This is a genomic window from Curtobacterium sp. 1310 (assembly GCF_017834105.1).
Taxonomy (GTDB): domain Bacteria; phylum Actinomycetota; class Actinomycetes; order Actinomycetales; family Microbacteriaceae; genus Curtobacterium.
The window spans coordinates 332,192-349,625 of the sequence record NZ_JAFICY010000003.1; the positions used below are offsets into that span (position 1 = coordinate 332,192).

At 73.1% G+C, this 17,434-nt stretch carries 15 protein-coding genes; 8 read left to right on the plus strand and 7 right to left on the minus strand.

Translation table 11 applies throughout. The features are described 5' to 3' along the window. The gene (locus JOD95_RS09960; protein WP_066657286.1) at positions 1-444 is read left to right on the plus strand and encodes an SRPBCC family protein; all 444 of its coding nucleotides are present in this window, start codon (positions 1-3) and stop codon (positions 442-444) included. Between the two features lie 53 nt (positions 445-497). On the opposite strand, the gene JOD95_RS09965 is transcribed toward JOD95_RS09960, so the two are convergent. Then, entirely contained in the window at positions 498-1,316 is an 819-nt protein-coding gene (locus JOD95_RS09965; protein ID WP_066657283.1) for a shikimate 5-dehydrogenase, read from the minus strand. A gap of 87 nt (positions 1,317-1,403) precedes the next feature. On the opposite strand from JOD95_RS09965, the gene JOD95_RS09970 reads away from it, so the two are divergent. Further along, positions 1,404-2,777: an L-serine ammonia-lyase gene (locus JOD95_RS09970; protein WP_209684844.1), complete on the plus strand. Its 1,374-nt coding sequence runs from the start codon at positions 1,404-1,406 to the stop codon at positions 2,775-2,777. Positions 2,778-2,832: 55 nt separating this feature from the next. Here the strand turns inward: JOD95_RS09970 and JOD95_RS09975 are convergent, their stop codons facing one another. Continuing rightward, on the minus strand, positions 2,833-3,054 hold the full coding sequence (locus tag JOD95_RS09975; RefSeq protein WP_066657269.1) for a hypothetical protein: 222 nt from the start codon (positions 3,052-3,054) through the stop codon (positions 2,833-2,835). A 116-nt stretch (positions 3,055-3,170) separates the two neighbouring features. Between JOD95_RS09975 and JOD95_RS09980 the strand changes: the two genes are divergently transcribed. The 5 genes from JOD95_RS09980 to JOD95_RS10000 all read left to right on the plus strand — a co-directional run bounded on the left by JOD95_RS09980 (position 3,171) and on the right by JOD95_RS10000 (position 8,231). Then, the gene (locus tag JOD95_RS09980; protein ID WP_245172042.1) at positions 3,171-3,419 is read left to right on the plus strand and encodes a hypothetical protein; all 249 of its coding nucleotides are present in this window, start codon (positions 3,171-3,173) and stop codon (positions 3,417-3,419) included. Positions 3,420-3,520: 101 nt separating this feature from the next. After that, the gene (locus tag JOD95_RS09985) at positions 3,521-5,206 is read left to right on the plus strand and encodes a bifunctional 3'-5' exonuclease/DNA polymerase (RefSeq protein WP_066657263.1); all 1,686 of its coding nucleotides are present in this window, start codon (positions 3,521-3,523) and stop codon (positions 5,204-5,206) included. A 138-nt stretch (positions 5,207-5,344) separates the two neighbouring features. After that, positions 5,345-6,229 carry a phosphatase PAP2 family protein gene (locus JOD95_RS09990; RefSeq protein ID WP_209684845.1) on the plus strand — a complete coding sequence of 295 codons (885 nt, stop codon included), beginning with the start codon at positions 5,345-5,347 and terminating at the stop codon, positions 6,227-6,229. Positions 6,230-6,239: 10 nt separating this feature from the next. Next, positions 6,240-7,961, plus strand: coding sequence for a serine/threonine-protein kinase (locus tag JOD95_RS09995; protein WP_209684846.1), 1,722 nt, complete (start codon positions 6,240-6,242; stop codon positions 7,959-7,961). 78 nt (positions 7,962-8,039) lie between these two features. After that, a complete protein-coding gene (locus JOD95_RS10000) occupies positions 8,040-8,231 on the plus strand; it encodes a hypothetical protein (protein WP_066657254.1) in 192 nt (63 codons plus the stop codon). Positions 8,232-8,347: 116 nt separating this feature from the next. On the opposite strand, the gene JOD95_RS10005 is transcribed toward JOD95_RS10000, so the two are convergent. From JOD95_RS10005 to JOD95_RS10015, 3 genes are read right to left on the minus strand one after another with little or no spacing between them, the layout of a single operon-like run. Beyond that, positions 8,348-10,210, minus strand: coding sequence for a methyltransferase domain-containing protein (locus JOD95_RS10005; RefSeq protein WP_209684847.1), 1,863 nt, complete (start codon positions 10,208-10,210; stop codon positions 8,348-8,350). Further along, positions 10,207-11,109: a hypothetical protein gene (locus tag JOD95_RS10010; RefSeq protein WP_209684848.1), complete on the minus strand. Its 903-nt coding sequence runs from the start codon at positions 11,107-11,109 to the stop codon at positions 10,207-10,209. Before JOD95_RS10010 ends, JOD95_RS10005 begins: the two co-directional genes overlap by 4 nt. After that, complete coding sequence (locus JOD95_RS10015; RefSeq protein ID WP_245172043.1) at positions 11,106-12,371, minus strand: ABC transporter ATP-binding protein; 1,266 nt, start codon at positions 12,369-12,371, stop codon at positions 11,106-11,108. The genes JOD95_RS10010 and JOD95_RS10015 overlap by 4 nt, the downstream gene beginning before the upstream one ends. 154 nt (positions 12,372-12,525) lie before the next feature. Between JOD95_RS10015 and JOD95_RS10020 the strand changes: the two genes are divergently transcribed. Continuing rightward, positions 12,526-12,729: a hypothetical protein gene (locus tag JOD95_RS10020; RefSeq protein WP_066657251.1), complete on the plus strand. Its 204-nt coding sequence runs from the start codon at positions 12,526-12,528 to the stop codon at positions 12,727-12,729. A 223-nt stretch (positions 12,730-12,952) separates the two neighbouring features. Here JOD95_RS10020 and JOD95_RS10025 read toward each other — a convergent pair whose 3' ends face one another. Next, positions 12,953-13,891 carry an aldo/keto reductase family oxidoreductase gene (locus JOD95_RS10025; RefSeq protein ID WP_209684849.1) on the minus strand — a complete coding sequence of 313 codons (939 nt, stop codon included), beginning with the start codon at positions 13,889-13,891 and terminating at the stop codon, positions 12,953-12,955. A gap of 144 nt (positions 13,892-14,035) precedes the next feature. Continuing rightward, the gene (gene car / locus JOD95_RS10030; protein WP_209684850.1) at positions 14,036-17,389 is read right to left on the minus strand and encodes a carboxylic acid reductase; all 3,354 of its coding nucleotides are present in this window, start codon (positions 17,387-17,389) and stop codon (positions 14,036-14,038) included. Positions 17,390-17,434: the final 45 nt, after the last annotated feature.

The window sequence follows — 17,434 nt, forward strand, 5'->3', positions numbered from 1 at the left end:
ATGGCGAAGAACGTCCGCATCGTGCACTGCAGCCCGGAGGCCGTCTTCGACGTGCTCCGGGACGGCTGGCTCTACCCGACCTGGGTGGTCGGCGCCTCGCGCATGCGCGGTCAGGACCCGGGGTGGCCCGCCGTCGGTACGGAGCTGCACCACTCGTTCGGCATCTGGCCGTTCCTGATCAACGACACGACGATCTCGCTCGAGGTCGACGAGCCCCGGCGGCTCGTCATCCAGGCGAAGGGCTGGCCGGTCGGCGAGGCCCGGGTCGAGGTCGAGGTGGAACCGCACCCGCGGGGGAGCCGGGTGACGCTCCGCGAGAACCCCGTCCGGGGTCCCGGATCACTCGTGCCCGGGTTCATCGCGCAGCCCGGCATCTGGATCCGCAACAACGAGAGCATCCGGCGGCTCCGCTGGGTCGCGGAGGGGCGCGCGGGCGCCCAGTAGACGGTCTGGAGGCTCGTGGCGGCACCGCCACGAGCCTCCGTGCCGCCACCTGGTCACTCCGCGCGACTGAACTCGCTCGCTCGACGCACCTGGTCGTTCGTCAGGGCGACGCCCGTGTACCGCTCGAACTGGCGGGCTGCCTGCAGTGCGATGACCTCGGCGCCGGTGATCACGTGCGCACCCGCGGCGCGACCGGCGCGGACCAGCGGGGTCTCGGCGGGGAACGCGACCACGTCGAAGACGGTCGACGCGGCCTCGACACGGTCCTGCGCGAAGGCGAGGGCGTCCTCGTCCGCACCGCGCATGCCGAGCGGGGTGACGTTGACCAGGACGTCGGCCTCGGGCGCCTCCTGCACGCTCGCGACCCAGTCGAAGCCGTACTGCTCGGCCAGGGCAGGACCGGTCTCCGCGTTGCGCGCGACGACGGTGAGCTGCTCGAAGCCCGCACCGCGGAACGCCGCCGTGACCGCCTTGGCCATCCCGCCGGAGCCACGGAGCACCACGCGGGCCGTCGGGTCGACATCGTGCGTGCGGAGCAGGGACGCGACGGCTTCGTAGTCGGTGTTCGACGCGGTGAGCACACCGTCGTCGTTCACCACGGTGTTGATCGACCGGATGGCGGCCGCGGACTCCTCGACCACGTCGACGAGGGGGATGATCGCCTCCTTGAAGGGCATCGACACCGAGCAGCCCCGGATGCCGAGCGCGCGGATCCCGGTGACCGCGCCGGGCAGGTCGGTCGTGGTGAACGCCTTGTAGACGAAGTCCAGCCCGAGCTCGTCGTAGAGGAAGTTGTGGAAGCGCGTGCCGATGTTGCTCGGTCGGGCCGCGAGCGAGATGCAGACCTGCATGTCCTTGTGGAGGATGGGCATGGCACGAGTCTCCCACGCCCGTGCCGATGGAGCGGTCCACTCTCGGTACCCGACAGCAGTGCCGTCCGGACGGGTTAGTGTGGCGGGATGCCGGTCTCCGTCTTCGATCTGTTCAGCGTCGGGATCGGCCCGTCGAGTTCCCACACCGTCGGGCCCATGCGTGCCGGCGCGGCCTTCGCGGCCGGGCTCGCCGACGCCCCCGTGACCGGGCTCGACGTCCACCTGTACGGCTCGCTCGCCTCGACCGGGCAGGGACACGGCACGCTCGGTGCGGTGCTCGCCGGGCTGATGGGCTCCGACCCCGAGACGGTCGACCCGGACGCGATGGCAGCGTCCCTGGACGACCTCGAACACACCGGTGTGCTGCGGCTCGCGGGCGGAGCGACGGTGCCGTTCCGCCAGGCCGACATCGTGCTGCACCCGCTCACCATGCTGCCCCGCCACCCGAACGCGATGCGGCTGCGGGCGACCGGTGCCTCGGGGGCGGTCCTCGCCGAGGAGACCTACTACTCGATCGGTGGCGGGTTCATCACGAGCGACACCGAGGGTGCCGTGGCCGAGGCCGCGATCCCCGTCGACGACGCCGTCCCGCACCCGTTCTCGAGCGGCGCCGAACTCCTCGCCGCGTGCGCCGCGACCGGCCTGCCCGTCAGCGGCGTCGCGATGGCGAACGAGACCGCGACACGGACCGGTGCCGAGGTCCGCGCCGGACTCCTGCACGTGCACGACGTCATGCGCGAGAGCGTCGACCGCAGCATCCGCCGCACCGGCACGCTGCCCGGCGGCCTAACGGTCCGGCGTCGCGCGGCGAACTGGCACGAGCAGCTCACCCGCGACGACCCGCACCACGACCCGCTCTTCGCGATGGAGTGGGTGAACCTCACCGCGATGGCGGTCAACGAGGAGAACGCCACGGGTGGCCGGGTCGTCACCGCCCCCACGAACGGTGCCGCCGGGATCATCCCCGCGGTGCTGTACTACGCCCTGACCTACGTCTCCGAGGTCCTCCCGGAGGACCGCGACGACGCCGTGGTCCGCTTCCTGCTCACGGCCGGGGCCATCGGCTCGATCTACAAGGAGCGGGCGTCGATCTCGGGCGCCGAGGTCGGCTGCCAGGGCGAGGTCGGCTCCGCCGCGTCGATGGCGGCGGCCGGGTTGGCCGAGGTCCTCGGTGGGACCCCCGAACAGGTCGAGAACGCCGCCGAGATCGCGATGGAGCACAACCTCGGGCTGACCTGCGACCCGATCGGCGGCCTCGTGCAGATCCCCTGCATCGAGCGGAACGCGATCGCGGCGAACAAGGCGATCAACGCGGCCCGGATGGCGCTGCGCGGGGACGGTGTGCACCACGTGTCCCTCGACCAGGTCGTCGAGACGATGCGGCAGACCGGTGCGGACATGTCGACGAAGTACAAGGAGACCGCGATGGGCGGACTGGCGGTCAACGTCCCCCTCTGCTGAGCGGCCGCAGCGCGCTGCGTCGTGGCGACGGCCCCGGTACGACCGCCCGGGCCGGTCAGTGGACCTGCATCTCCAGCGGGATCGCGCGCGGTGCGACGTGGTGCTGCCCGTCGTCGGTGCGGACGATGAGTGCGGGACGCCCCGGAGTGTCGAGGACGTCCACCGCCGTCCCGGCGACGAGTCGCCCGCGGTCGCGGTAGCGGACCACCGCGTGGATCGGGACGTCGTCGGCGGGGACCGGTCGCCACCGTGGTGCTCGTGCGCGCTCCGTCTCCATCACTCCACCTCCATCACTCCACCATGGCGTCTGTCCGATTCGCGCACCAAATCGCTGAACGCTGCTCACGTGCACTGCCGGGAGGCACTCCGGCCGCCGCGGGTACGGTCGGACGCATGAGCGACACGGACCACGACCACCTCGGCGACGGCGTCGACATGTCCTTCGAGGAACGCCGACAGGACACCCTCCGCAGGATGTCCGGGTCGGACGAGCACGACGCCGATCCGCGCGTCGAGGTCTCCCGCGCCGAGGACGGGGACGTGCGCATCGACGTCGCGGACTCCGCGGCCGTCCGCCCGGGGGACGCCGACGGCACCGACCCCCGGACCGACGCGACGCAGGACCCCCACCCCGCCGACTGAGCCCTCCCTCGCACGACGCGACCCCGGCGACACCTCGCACCGCGGTACCGCTGCGAGCACCCGCCGACGGTGCGTCCCGCGGGAAGGAGGATGATCGTCGGGTGCACCTCGTCCTCCACCGCGTCGACGGCGGCGTCACCGCGACGCCCCTGACCGACGCGGGGGAGCCGGCCGGCGAGCCGACGCGCCTGGACGAGCCGGGCCTCCCGGCCTTCGTCGCCGCGCACGACGCACCCGACGTGCGCTGGGTCTGGGACGACACCGCCCGCTGGTACCCGGCCGTCCTGGCGGCCGGAGGACGTGTCGGCCGCTGCGTCGACCTCCGCCTGTGCCGTCGCATCCTGCGCGGCGCGCTCGCCGCACGGGGGACGGCCCTCGCGACGGCACCACCCGACACGTGGGACGACCCCGGCCAGGAGGCCCGCCCCACCCGCCCGACGCAGGCCCGGCTGTTCGACGACGCGCTCTTCACCGTCGCACCGGCCGACGACGCAGCCGATCCGGTCGCCGAGTTCCGCCGCCAGCTCGACGCGGTCGCCACGTCGACGACGCCGGGCGCACTGCGCCTGCTCACCACCGCCGAGTCGGCGGGAGCCCTCGTCGCGGCCGAGATCCTGTCCGCGGGTCTGCCCTGGCGTCCGGACGTGCACGAGCGCCTGCTCGAGGAGGAACTCGGCCCCCGGGTACCCGCCGGGGTACGGCCGCGCCGGCTCGAGGAGCTCGCGGGGGAGATCCGCGCCCACCTCGGCGACCCCGCACTCAACCCCGACTCGCCCGCCGACGTCCTGCGGTCGCTCCGGGCCGTCGGCCTGATGGTGACGTCGACGCGCAAGTGGGAGCTGCAGGAGCTCGAGCACCCGGTCATCGCGCCGCTGCTCGAGTACAAGCGCCTGTCCCGCCTGCTCACCGCGAACGGCTGGGCATGGCTCGACGAGTGGGTGCAGGACGGGCGCTTCCACCCGAAGTACGTCGTCGGCGGGGTCGTCACCGGGCGCTGGGCGGCGGACGGCGGCGGCGCCATGCAGCTGCCGAGGACGGTCCGCAGTGCGGTGGTCGCCGACGACGGCTGGGCCTTCGTGGTGGCGGATGCGGCGCAGCTCGAACCGCGGGTGCTCGCGGCGATGGCCGGTGACCGGGCGATGGCGACCGCGGGCGACGGGCGGGACCTGTACGACGGGGTGGTCGCCTCGGGCGCGGTCGAGACGCGGCAGCAGGCGAAGGGCGCGATGCTCGGCGCGATGTACGGCGCGACCCAGGGTGACGCTGGACGGCTCGTCCCGCGGCTGGCGAGGGCGTTCCCTGCGGCGCTGGGGCTCGTCGACCGGGCGGCCCGGGCGGGCGAGCGCGGCGAGCCCGTGACGACGCTGCTCGGCCGGACGTCGCCCGTCCCCGACGAGGCCTGGTTCGCCGCGCGCAACCGCGCCTGGTCGGTGGACGGCACGCCGGCGCAGCAGCGGGCGGTCGAGGGGCGTGCCCGCAGCTGGGGGCGCTTCACGCGGAACTTCGTGGTGCAGGGCACCGCGGCCGAGTGGGCACTGGCGTGGATGGGATCGCTCCGGACCCGGCTCGCGACCCGGTTCCCCGGCCCGCTGACCGCCGGGCCGCACCTGGTGTTCTTCGTGCACGACGAGATCGTGGTGCACACGCCCGTCGAGCACGCCGCGTTCGTGGCGGAGCAGGTCCGGGCCGCGGCGGTCGACGCCGGACGGCTGCTCTTCCGGGACTTCCCGGTGGTCTTCCCCCTGACGGTGTCGACGGTGCGCGACTACGGGGCCGCGAAGGACTGAGCCGGGCCGGCGCGTGCGGGTGCTCGCCCGCCGTGAGGACTGCGTCCGGGCCGGTACGGGCGGGTGCTCGCCCGCGGTGAGGACTGCGTCCGGGCAGGCGCGTGCGCGCTCGCAGCCTGGGACGGGCAGGGTGGGTCGATGGAGCGACACCACGACGAGGACCCCTCGGCTGCCGGTCGGGTCGACCGTGCGGAGCAGGCGGCGGTCGTCGAGGACCGGCGCGTCGGCGACCTCGACCTCACGACGTGGCGGTCCCGGGCCGGCCACACGGTCGCCGAGGGCTGGGCGACACTCGGCCGTCGCTACGGCGCCCTCCCCCTGCTCGTCCTGACGCTGGCCGTCGGTGTCGGCATCGCCGCGACCGCGACCTGGGCGGCATCGGAGGTGTACGACGCCGTGCGGGCGTCCGACGACGTCGCGGTGCTCGACCGCCCCGTCCTCGACTGGATGCTCACCCTGCGTTCCCCGTTCGCCGACCAGGCGGTCACGTGGTGGACCGACATCGCCGGGACGATCGGGATGCCGATCGTCGCGGTCTGCTTCCTGATCGGCTTCACGGTGCAGCGCCGCGCCTGGACCCCGCTCGTGCTGCTCGTCGCAGCGAGCGGCGGCTCGCTCCTCATGACGATCGCAGGCAAGGACCTGATCGGCCGTGCCCGACCGCCGCTGTCCGACGCGGTGCCGCCGTACGAGCACTCGCCGTCGTTCCCGTCCGGCCACACGCTCAACGCCACGGTCGTCGTCGGCACGATCGTGTACCTGCTCATCCTGCGGCAGTCACGCACGGTCACCCGGGTGTGGACGATCGTCGTCGGCACGCTCTTCGTGCTGTCGATCGGCGTCTCGCGGGTGTTCCTGGGCCACCACTGGACGACGGACGTGCTCGCCGCGTGGGCCCTCGGTCTTGCGTGGCTGGCGCTCGTGATCACGGCGCACCGGCTGTACCTGACCGCCCTCCACCGGGGTGCCGACCCGGTCGTGCGCGGCCGCGGACCGGCACGCCCGGTCAGGTCGTCACGGTAGGTTCACCCGCATGGAAGAACGGGTCTTCGGCGGCAGGTACCGCGTCACCGGCACGCTCGGTCACGGCGGCATGGCCTCCGTCTACCGCGCCGTCGACGAGCAGCTCGGCCGCGAGGTGGCCGTCAAGGTCTTCCGGATCGGCGCGGTCGACCACGGCGAACGTGCGCGCGCCGAGGCCGAGATGCACACGCTGGCCGCGCTCCGCAGCCCCTCGCTCGTCACGCTCTACGACGCCGCACTCGACGACGGCAACGGCGACTCGTACCTCGTGATGGAGCTCGTCCCCGGCAGCGACCTGGACACCCGGCTGCGCGAGGGCCCGCTCGACACCACGACGACCGCGCGCACCGGCGCCCAGGTCGCCGAGGGACTCGCCGCCGTGCACGCGCAGGGCATCGTGCACCGTGACGTGAAGCCCGCCAACGTGCTGCTCGAGAGCGACGGCCAGCACGTCAAGCTCGCCGACTTCGGCATCGCGCTGCTCCGGGACGCCGCCCGCGTGACCGGGACCGGCACCGTCATCGGCACCGCCGCCTACATCTCACCGGAGCAGGTCCTCGGGCGCGAGGTCACCGGTCAGGCCGACGTCTACGCCCTCGGGCTCGTCCTGCTGCAGTGCCTGACGGGTGCACGTCCGTTCCCCGGCACCGCCGTCGAGTCCGCCACCGCGCGGCTCACGCGGGGCCCCGACATCGACCAGCACCTGCCCACCGCGTGGCGGACGCTGCTGCGCGTGATGACGGCGCAGGACCCGGCCGAGCGCCCGACCGCGGCCGAGGCGGCCCGACGTCTCCGTGCCCTCGAACGCGACGGGACGGCACCGGCGACCCAGCTGCTCCCGGGCGGACCCGGCACGCTCACCCGTGCTGCCGGCGGAGCGGCCGGTGCCGGAGCCGGTCTCGCCGGTGCCGCGCTCGGTGCCGGGGGACCGGACGCAGCCCACGCCGACCAGGCCACCCAGGCCGTGCCGGGCGCTGCGGACGGCGACCAGGCCACGCGGGCGATGCCGAACGCCGGCGGTGCCGACGCCGCGACCCGGGCGTACGACCGGACGGGCGCGCAGGACGACGTCGCGACGACGGTCCTCGGTGCCCAGCGGGGCGCCGGTGGAGCGAGCGCCGCCGCTGCTGCTGGCGGTGGTGCGGTGGCCGGTGGTGCCGCGTCGCGAGGAGCCGGTGGTCCAGCGGGGGCTGCCGGACGGGGCGGTCCCGGTACGGACGGATCGAAGCGACGGCGTGCGGGGATCATCACCGCGGTGGTCGTCGGGATCCTCGTCCTCGCGGGGATCGGCGTCGCGCTGATCGCGCTGGGCGGAGGAGACGACTCGACGCCCGCGCCGACCGACTCCAGCGAGCCCTCGTCGCCGACGGAGCAGCAGACGAGCGAGCCGGAGCAGCAGCCCAGCCAGGAGGAGCAGCAGCCGAGCGAACCCGCGCAGGAGCCGAGCGAGCCGGCGCAGGAGCCCAGCCAGGAGCAGCAGCAGCCGAGCGAGCCCGCGCAGGAACCGAGCCAGCCCGCCGACGACCCGAGCGTCGGCCCCCAACCGGGCGGTCCGGCGTCCAACCCCGTCGAGGCCCCGCAGGGCGGCGCGGGCAACAACGGCAACGGCAACGGCAACGGTCCCGGGAGCAACAGCGGCAAGGGCAAGGGATCCGGTGCGGCGGACACGACGGTCGACACCACCGTCGGGTCGCTCACCCAGGGGCCGGCGACGGGCCCCGGCCGCGGCTGACGCGGTCGCTGCCGACCCCGGCGCGGTGGACGGACAGCGTCGAGCCGACGCCCACCGTCGCGGGAGCACGCTCGGAGCATGTCGATGAGCACACCGTTCGATCCGCAGCAGCCCGGCGCCGACCTCCCCGTGGACGGCGACGACCAGACCGAGATCGAGGTCGAGGAGGACCGCGGCGCCGACGTCGGCCCGGACTCGGTCGACCCGTCGGTCTCGCCGGCCCCGCACGAGGACGAGGACGAGGCCGGTGGGGGCCCGGTCGCCCGGTGACCCGAGACGGCTGACCGACCTCGCCCGGACGGCCCACTGGGGCCCGCTGACGACCGCTGACGCGACGACGGGCTACCCCCGGACGATCCAGGGGCGGCCCGTCGTGGTGCTGCGGCTCAGACGCCGCCGCGCCGGAGCCAACGGGTCGACCGCCACGACCGCGACCGCAGCACCGCGTCGATCGCGTCGCGCAGGATCTGCTCGTCGGTGGCCGGGTCGACGAAGGCCGATGCCCGCACGGGGCCGCTCGTCCCGCGGAGGCGTGAGACGGCCCGGAGCGGAGCGCTCACGCGCCACGACCGCGACTCCAGCAGGGAGATGAGTCGCTGCGCCAGTGCGAAGCGCTCACCGTGGTCGATGGTCGACTCCTGCGCCACGGGTGCGGGGGGCGGAGCCGGCTGCTCGGCGAGCTTCACCAGCTCGCGGATGCGCCGCGTCTCGCCGGCCGGCAGCAGGATCGGCAGGGCGTCGATCTTGCGGTCGACGGAGTACTGGTTCAGCAGCCACTCCGCGATGTCGTGGTCGGTGCGCGAGCCGTCCTGCGACACCCACGTGTGGTAGATCGCGGTGAGCTGCAGGGAGTCCGCGACACCGACGAGCGACGCGGCACGGAGCAGGTAGTCCCAGTCCTCGGTCGTGGTCAGCGACTCGTCGAAGCGCAGTCCGAGGTTCGTGAAGAGCCCGCGGGGGAACGCCGCCGTCATGAACGGCGTCTGGTTCAGCACGAGGTGCTTCACCATCGAGAACTCGGCGTCGTAGGGCCGGGTGATCGGCCCCTCGGTACGGACGCCCCAGTGGCCGCTGGTGCTGACGACGTCGGCCGCCTGCAGGGACCCGACGCTGCGGAGCACCATCCCCGGGTGCTTGCGATGCACGTCCCGGAAGGCCGAGACCCAGTGCGCGAAGACCAGGTCGTCGTCGTCCAGCGCCACGACGTACTGCCCGGTCGCCAGTCGGAAGCCCTCGTTGAGGAGCGTGGCGCGCGAGCCGTGGTCGACCTTGACGAAGCGCGTGCGGCCGGCGATCGACGGCGGCTGGCGTTCGATCAACCGCTCGAGCACGATCTGCGTCGCGACGTCGACGTGGTGGCCGATGATGAGCACCTCGAAGTCCTGGTCCGTCTGGCCCGCCAGGCAGGAGAACACCTCGGCGAGCTGCTGCGGACGACGCCCCTGGGTCCGGATCACGACCGTGAGGAACGGGTCGTCCTCGGTCGACGTCCGGGTGACCGCGGCGGCGGGGACCGGCCCGGGCAGGCAAGCCCAGACGAACTGGTTCACGCGGGCGTTCGGCGCGGCCTGGTCGCGCAGCGCGTTCATCCACTGGTTGACGGTGGTGCCACGCATGAGCGCCGGGTGGTCGAGCGGGAAGTGCTGGTCGCTCTTGCTCAGCAGGAAGTCCTCGCGGTCCGTGCGGTGCAGACCGGCGGCACGGAGCGTGCGCTCGAGCTCGGGCTCGCTGTAGAGGTGGACGTGGGTGTCGTCGAGCAGCCCGGTGTCGGTGTACTCCCATGCGCCGAACGCCAGCTTGAACCCGACGTCGCGGTGCGTGTTGTTCGGCACGCTGAGCACGAGCGGTGCGCTGTGGTCGCGGAGGAACGTCGACACCTCGGCGAGCACGGCCCGTCCGGCGGGCAGGTGCTCGAGCCCGTCGAGCATGGTGACCCCGAGCACGCGGCGGTCGCCGACGACGTCGCGCAGCAGCACGCGCACCGCCTCGGGATCGCCGACGTCGCCGACGTGGGCCTCGAAGCCACCGTCGCGCAGTGCCGTCACGGCGTCCGCGTCGACGTCGACCCCGACGTACGTGGCGCCGAGCTGGTCCTCGACCGCCGCGGCGATGGCCCCGTAACCGCAGGCGAGGTCGAGGAGGACGGCCGGCTCGCCCGACGTGACCACGGAGCGTCGCAGGAGGCGGAGGACGGCCCCGTAGGTGTTCTCCTCGGAGTAGGCGTTGTCGTAGCGTGCCTCGTCGTTCACAGTCCGTACCGGTGTTCCGCGTAGTTGCCGCCGGTGAATTCGGCGGTCGTGTGGTCGGGGTCGTGGCGGTCCGCGAGCAGACCGTCGTCGCGCCGGCGCCGGTACTCGGCGCACGCACGCGTGGCCTCCGGCTCCGGGTTCGCGTCGAAGAACCGCAGGATGTCCTCGCTGATGTCGGGCCGGGACCACTTGTCGGCGAGCAGCAGGGCGGACTCCACGGAGTAGTACCGTTCGGCGGACGTCGGCTCGAGGACGCCGCTCGTCGACCCGATGCGCTTGTCGTGGAACGCGAGGGCTGCGGGGACGATCGCCACGCCGAAGCCGCGCTCCCGGATGCGCCAGGACAGGTCGACGTCGTCGCAGTACATGAAGAACGACTCGTGGTCGTACCCGCCGAGCTCGTCGAAGAGCGCGGAGCGGACCATGCAGAAGGCACCGGCGACCCACGAGGTGATGCCGCTCCGGACGTCGTAGTCCTTGGGGTGCTCGAGGGGGAGCTGCTTCGCCTCGACCGCGCCGATCGTGGTGTCGTCCATGCGCTCGACCAACTGGCTGAGCGTGTCCCCGGTGATGATCACGTCGGGGTTCGCCATGATGCGCAGCTCGGAGTCGTCCTCGGCCGCGAGGCGGTTCTGCGCGCCGCCGTGCCCGAGGTTCTCGCCGAAGGACACGTAGTCGAGCGAGGCGAGGTTCGGCGTCGCCCGGCGCCAGCGCTCGAGCAGGGCCGGGTCGACGGTCGCCGCCGGTGAGCAGTCGCCGTAGCGCACGCGGACCCCGGCGACGCGGTCGTCGAACCGTGCCCAGCGTGCGGCGTTGTCGAGGCTCTCGAGTGCGCGCTCCACCCGCTCCGTGTCGGAGTGGTAGAGCACCGACTGGATGGTCACCATCGGTCGGGTCATGCGGTGTGGTCCTCGCTGATCAGGGTCGGGATGCGGTGGGTGCCGAGGTGGGTCGGGTCGTCCTCCATGACGAACCGGGCGGCGTCGCGTCGGAGGGCGATGTACTCACCGCGCTCGTCCGACAGGAAGGCGTGCACGAAGTGCGGTCCGTTCCCGAACACGACGGCGTCCAGGTCGAACGTGAGCGTCGCGGAGCCGTCGAGCGGCGAGAGGACCTTCTCCACGCGACCCGTGTCGGTGCCGTACACGAGGTTGCCGAGCGAGTTCTCGATGAGGAACCCGGCGTTCCAGCGGTCGAGCGGCGTCGCGTGCTCGTAGCGGACCGTGATGCGCAGCGGGTCTCCCGGGCGGACGATCTCCTGCGGCTCGCGTCCTGGGACGCGGACGTCGACGTCCGTGACCCTGCCCGGCGTGGGGTCCTGGTCGGGGTCCTCGGCCTCGGCCTCGGCGAGTCGGCGGCCCTCGAGGATCTCGCGGAAGTTCTGCACCGCCTCGCGGGCGGGCCCGTGGTACTTGACCTCACCGTGGTGGAGGACGACCGCGGTGTCGCAGAGTTCCTGGACCTGGCCGAGCGAGTGCGACACGAGCACGATCGTGCGGCCCTGCGCCTGGAACTCCTTGATCTTGTCGATGCACTTCTTCTGGAACTGCTCGTCGCCGACGGCCAGCACCTCGTCCACCAGCAGCACGTCGGGGTCGGTGTTGATCGCGACGGCGAAGGCGAGCCGGACGTACATGCCCGACGAGTAGAACTTCACCTGCGTGTCGATGAAGTCACCGATGCCGGAGAACTGGAGGATCGCCTCGAACCGGGCGTCGACCTCGTCGCGGGGGATGCCGAGCACCGACGCGTTCAGGTAGACGTTCTCGCGCCCGGTCAGGTCGGGGTGCATCCCGGCGCCGAGCTCGATGAGGGCGGCGAGGCGACCGCGGCGCTCGACGACGCCGGTCGTGGGCTCGAGGATGCCGCCGATCATCTTCAGCAGCGTCGACTTGCCGGAACCGTTCGGTCCGATGAGGCCGACCGTGCTGCCGGCCGGGATCTCGAGGTCGACCCCCTGGAGCGCCCAGAAGTCCTCGCTGTGCCGGCGGCCGGCACGGCCGAAGGTGACCACACGCTCCTTGAGCGAGTTGTCCTTGCGGATCGTGAACCGCTTCGACACGTCCCGCACGGAGACGACCACGGGTGCGCCGGGGCCGCCCCTGACCTCCTCGGACCGTCCGCGGAGTCCTGTTGCTCGGCTGCCCTGCCGCTCGTCCAATCAGGACTCCTCTGTGTTGCGTTCCGAAACCGAGGAGGATCGTAATGCGGATACGATGAAATGTCAGGCGTGTCCCCCGCTCTGGGGAGGGGGTGCCGGTGCCGCCGACGGCGCTCACGGCGTCCTGTCGGTCGGGGACGGCAAGCTCGTGCGCATGTCGTTCGCGAACGCGTGGGACCCGTCGAAGGGTCGCGCCATCCCAGAGGACCAGGTCACCGAGGACGGACTCGAGCTCGACGAGGACACCGCCGCCGAGCTCGGCATCTCGTTCGACGTCGTCGGCGGCGCGTCGGCCGACCCGTCACGGGTCTCACCCGTCGACGTGCGCGTGCCGAGCGCACCGACCACCGACGACTGACCGCCCGCCCGCCCGCTCCCGACCGAGCCGAGCCGAGCCGAGCAGCCTGGGGGCACGACGTGCGTCAGCACAACGGGGAGCACGCGACACCACGGACTTCCGTGGCGCGACGTGCTCCCCGTTGTGCGGAGCGCGGCACGGTCAGGGCCCAGCTCCGGAGCCCGTCACGCTCAGGGCCGAGTTCCGGAGCGCGGCACGCTCAGGGCTGAGCCCCGCAGCCCGGTCAGGGGACGGTGTGCCCCGCCGCCGTCAGGACGCGGTACCACTCCTCGCGCGAGAGCCGGACGTCGGAACCCGCGGCCGAGTCCCGCACCCGCTGCGGGTTCGTCGTGCCCAGGACGACCTGGAAGTGCGCGGGGTGTCGGGTGATCCACGCGACCGCGATCCCCGTCGGGGTGACGCCGTGTGCCGAGGCGAGCTCCTCGAGCACGTCGTTGAGCTCGGCGTACTGCTCGCGGTCGCCGAGGAAGACGCCGTCGAAGAAGCCCTTCTGGAACGGCGACCAGGCCTGCAGCGTGACGTCGTTCAGGCGGGCGTGGTTGAGGATGTCGTTGTCGCGGTCGATCGACTGGTCGAGCCCGGCCATGTTCGCCGTCAGGCCCTGCGTGATCACGTTGGCGTGCGTGATGCTCAGCTGCACCTGGTTGAACGCGAGCGGCTGCCGCACCGACCGCTTCAGCAGCTCGACCTGACCGGGGGTGTGGTTCGAGACGCCGAAGTGGTGCACCTTGCCGGCGGCGTGCAGCTCGTCGAACGCCCGGGCGACCTCCTCGGGCTCGACGAGGGCGTCGGGACGGTGCAGGAGCAGCACGTCCACGTAGTCGGTCCGCAGCGCCTCGAGGGACTCGTGCACGGACTCGATGATGTGCTCGTACGAGAAGTCGAAGTACGCGCCGTCCGGCGTCGGGCGGATGCCGACCTTGGTCTGCAGCTGGATGTCGGCGCGCTCGGACGGCGACAGGGTGACGGCGGAACCGAACCGCTGCTCGCACCCGTGCCAGACGCCGTACACGGCGGCGTGGTCGAACATCGTGACGCCGGCGTCGCGCGAGGCGGTGTACAGCTCGCGGATGTCCTCGTCGCTCATGTCGTTGATCCGCATGAGGCCGACGACGACGTCGGACGCGGTGAGGTCGGTCTGTGGCAACTCCAGTGTCTTCACGCGCTCGATCCTGCCAGCAGCTCGCCGTGCGCAGAGAGGCCCTGCCGGTGCCCGTCGGGCCGCGCCCGGCAGTCACGCCCGATGCGACCGGGTGACGGACGGGAGGCGCGGTGCCGGACCGGCACCGCGCCTCCCGTCCGGTGCTCAGCGCGTGGGCGACGCGGCCGGGCCGAGCAGACCGAGGAACGTCAGGTCGTCCGCCACCTTGGTGACGAGCGCGTGGTCGAGCGACGGGATGTCCGGCGAGCCGAGCGGACGCACCGAGCGGACCGCGGCCGCGAACGCGTCCGCGGGGATCGCGGACCCGGCGTGCGGCACCTCCGGGGTCGCGAACGCGTGCAGCAGCGGCAGCACCGAGCGTGCACGGTCCTCGTCCGGCAGCGCCTCGAGTGCGGACCGGAAGCGCTCGACCCACTCGGCGTGGTCCGCGACCCGCTCGATCGCGTACCCGTCCTCGACCAGCCAGTCGACGAAGGTGTCCAGCGAGACGCCGTCGTCGTGCGGGTTGACGACGTTGAACGTCCGGTGGCCGTCGACCACCGACGCGCCGATGGCGTCGATCGCGGCGGCCGTGAAGTCGGCGGGCAGGCCGTCGTAGTGCGAGCGCTGCACCCGGCCGTCCGGGGTCCGCTGCACGAAGGACACGGGTGCCAGCCCGGTCGCGAGCACGCTCCAGACCAGGCGGGTGAACACGTCGGGCAGGTTCACCTGGCCGCGCCAGCGCGGGTGCGCCAGCACCATGTCGGAGCGGAACACCGCGACGGGGACGCCGTGCTGCTCGTGCGCCTCGCGGAGCAGCACCTCGCTCGCCCACTTGCTCGCGCCGTACCCGTTCGCGTACTCGTCGGCGATCGTCCACTCGGGGATCGTCGACCGGATGTCCGCCCGCTCGTCGAGTGCCGCGGGGGCGTCGGGGGCGACGTCCTCGGTCGCGCTCGGGCGGGCTCCACCGGCGACGGCGACGCTCGACACGAAGGTGACGGGGACGCTCCCGGCGGCGATCGCGAGCCGGACGACCTCGGCGGTCCCGACGACGTTGGGCCCGAACAGCGCGGTGTACGGCAGGACGTGGTTCACCAGGGCGGCGGCGTGCGTGACGAGGTCGACCCGCGCGGCGAGGTCCTCCCACCGCGGTTCCTCGAGGCCGAGCAGGTGCTCGCTGACGTCCCCGGCGACCACCTCGAGCGACCCCGAGAGCTCGGCGAACCGGTCGGCGAACGCGGGATCGGCCGCGAAGGCCGCGTCCAGTCGACGGCGGGCAGCGGCGTCGTCCGACCCGCGCACGACGCAGACCAGCGAGCCGCCGACCGGTGCGAGCCGCTCGAGCCAGTCCATCGCGGTGAAGCGGCCGAGGTAGCCGTTCGCGCCGGTGAGCAGGACGGTGCGCGGCCCGTCCGCGGTGGGGCGGGGTGCGCGTGCCACCGGCGCGGGGACCGCACCGAGCAGGCGGTCGACCCGCAGGTCCGACGCCCGCAGCACCGTCGGGTCGGCGCCGTGCACGCGGGCGACGGTCGGCCGGTCGTCGGCGGCCGAGCGCTCGACGTACGCGGCCACGGCGGCGAGGTCGTTCGTCGGGTCGGTGATGACACCGACGGGCACCTCGGTCTCGAAGACGTCCTCGAGGACCCCGGAGAACGTCAGGGCCGACAGTGAGTCACCGCCGAGGTCCGAGAACCGGGCGGCCGAGGCGGTCTCGGTGCTGACCTCGGCACCGAGCAGGTCACGGGCGGCACGGACGACGGTGTCGACGGTCGGTTCGTCACCCACGTGCTCGCGCAGGGTCGCGACGAGGGTGCCGCTCTGCTGCTCGGCGACCGCGTCGTAGAGCGCCGCGAACCGGTCCCCGTAGCGGGCGGTGACCCGGGGGCGGAGGAGCTTGCGGGCATCGGAGAGCATGCCGTTGTCGACCGTGAAGGGGTCCGGTTCGACGACGATCGCTCGGGGCACCTCGTACGGCGCGAGCCCGTGGGCGCGGGCGGTGCGCTGGAGGGCGGCGAGCAGGTCGCCCTCCGTGGCCTCCGGGTCGACGGGCACGACGACCGCGACGAGGAACGCGTGCCTGCTGTCCCCGTGCAGGGCGATCTGCCGGACCTCCGGCGTCCCACCGAAGGTCGCCTCGAGGGCCGAGACCGCGACGAACTCGCCCTGCGAGAGCTTGATGACGTTGTTCCGGCGGTCGAGGTACTCGTACGTGTCCGGACCGGTCTGCGCCATCACGTCGCCGGTCCGGTAGAACCCGTCCTCGTCGAACACCGCGGCGGTGACGTCCGGGCGGCGGAAGTACCCGGGGATCACCGCGGTGCTCTTCACGAGCAGCTCGCCGCGCGGGTGCGGTCGGTCGGTGGTGCGGTACCCGAGCTCGGGGACGTCCACCAGCTTGTGCTCGGTGACCGGTGGCTGCTGCACCACGCCGTCGCGCAGGATGCTGCCCGCCTCGGTCGAGCCGTACAGGTCGTGCAGCGGGACGCCGAGGCACTCCTCGAGGTACGTGCGGAGCTCGGGCGTGAGCGGGGCGCTGGCGCAGACGGCCTGCCCGACGCGACCACCGAAGGCACGTGTCCGGAGGTCGTCCTGCACCTGAGCACGCACGGCCGGGGCGTCGGTGGCTCCGGCCGCGAGCCGGCGCTGCTCCTCGCGGGCGCCCTCCTGGCGGACCATCTCGGCGATCCGCGGGACGAGCACGAGCTCGGTCGGTGCGTAGACCCGCAGGTCCTCGAACAGGGCCGACAGGTCGGTCGAGGTCGCGAGCGCCACGGTGCCGCCGCGGCCGAGCGTGGCGAGCAGCGCCGCGCGACCGGTCAGGTGGCTCAGCGGGAGGTAGGCGTAGCCGACGGTCACGGCGTCCGGGTGGTCCGGCGGGAGTGCGTGCCAGAGCCGCTCGACCATGGACCGCGTGTACATCGCGCCCTTCGGGGTCCCGGTGCTGCCCGAGGTGTACAGCAGCAGGGCGAGCGGGTCCTCGTCGGGCGCCGGTCGCCACGGGGTCGGCTGCGGCAGGTCGCGGCCCCGTGCCACGAGGTCGGCGAGCGTCGGCAGCGCCGCCGCACCGTCGGTGCCCTCGGCCCCGGTCGCCGCGCCGGCCGCACCCGTCGTGTCGAGCAGGACGGTGTGCACCTCGGCGGCGGCCGCGTCGGTGACCGCCCGGGCCGTCGCGGCCTGGTCGGCGGTGACGCCCAGCCACACCGGCGTCGTCTCGTCGACGATCGCACGGAGCTGCTCGACGGCCGCGCTGGTCTGCAGCGGCACGCTCACCGCGCCGAGCACCGAGCACGCGAGCTCGAGGGTCACGACGTCGGCGCTCGGCGGACCGAGCACCGCGATCCGGTCACCCGGGGCCACGGACTCGCCGAGCACCGCCGCGAGGGCCCGCGCACGGTCCCGGAGCTCCCGGAAGCTCGTGTCGGTGACGACCTCGCCGTCCCGCTGTCGGATCGCCGTTCGGTCGGCGTACCGGTCGAACACCGCCTCGACGGAGGTGTCCTCGTCCTGCTGCACCATGGTGGTTCCCTTCCTCGTTCGTCCGACGCGCCCCCGCGCGCGGCC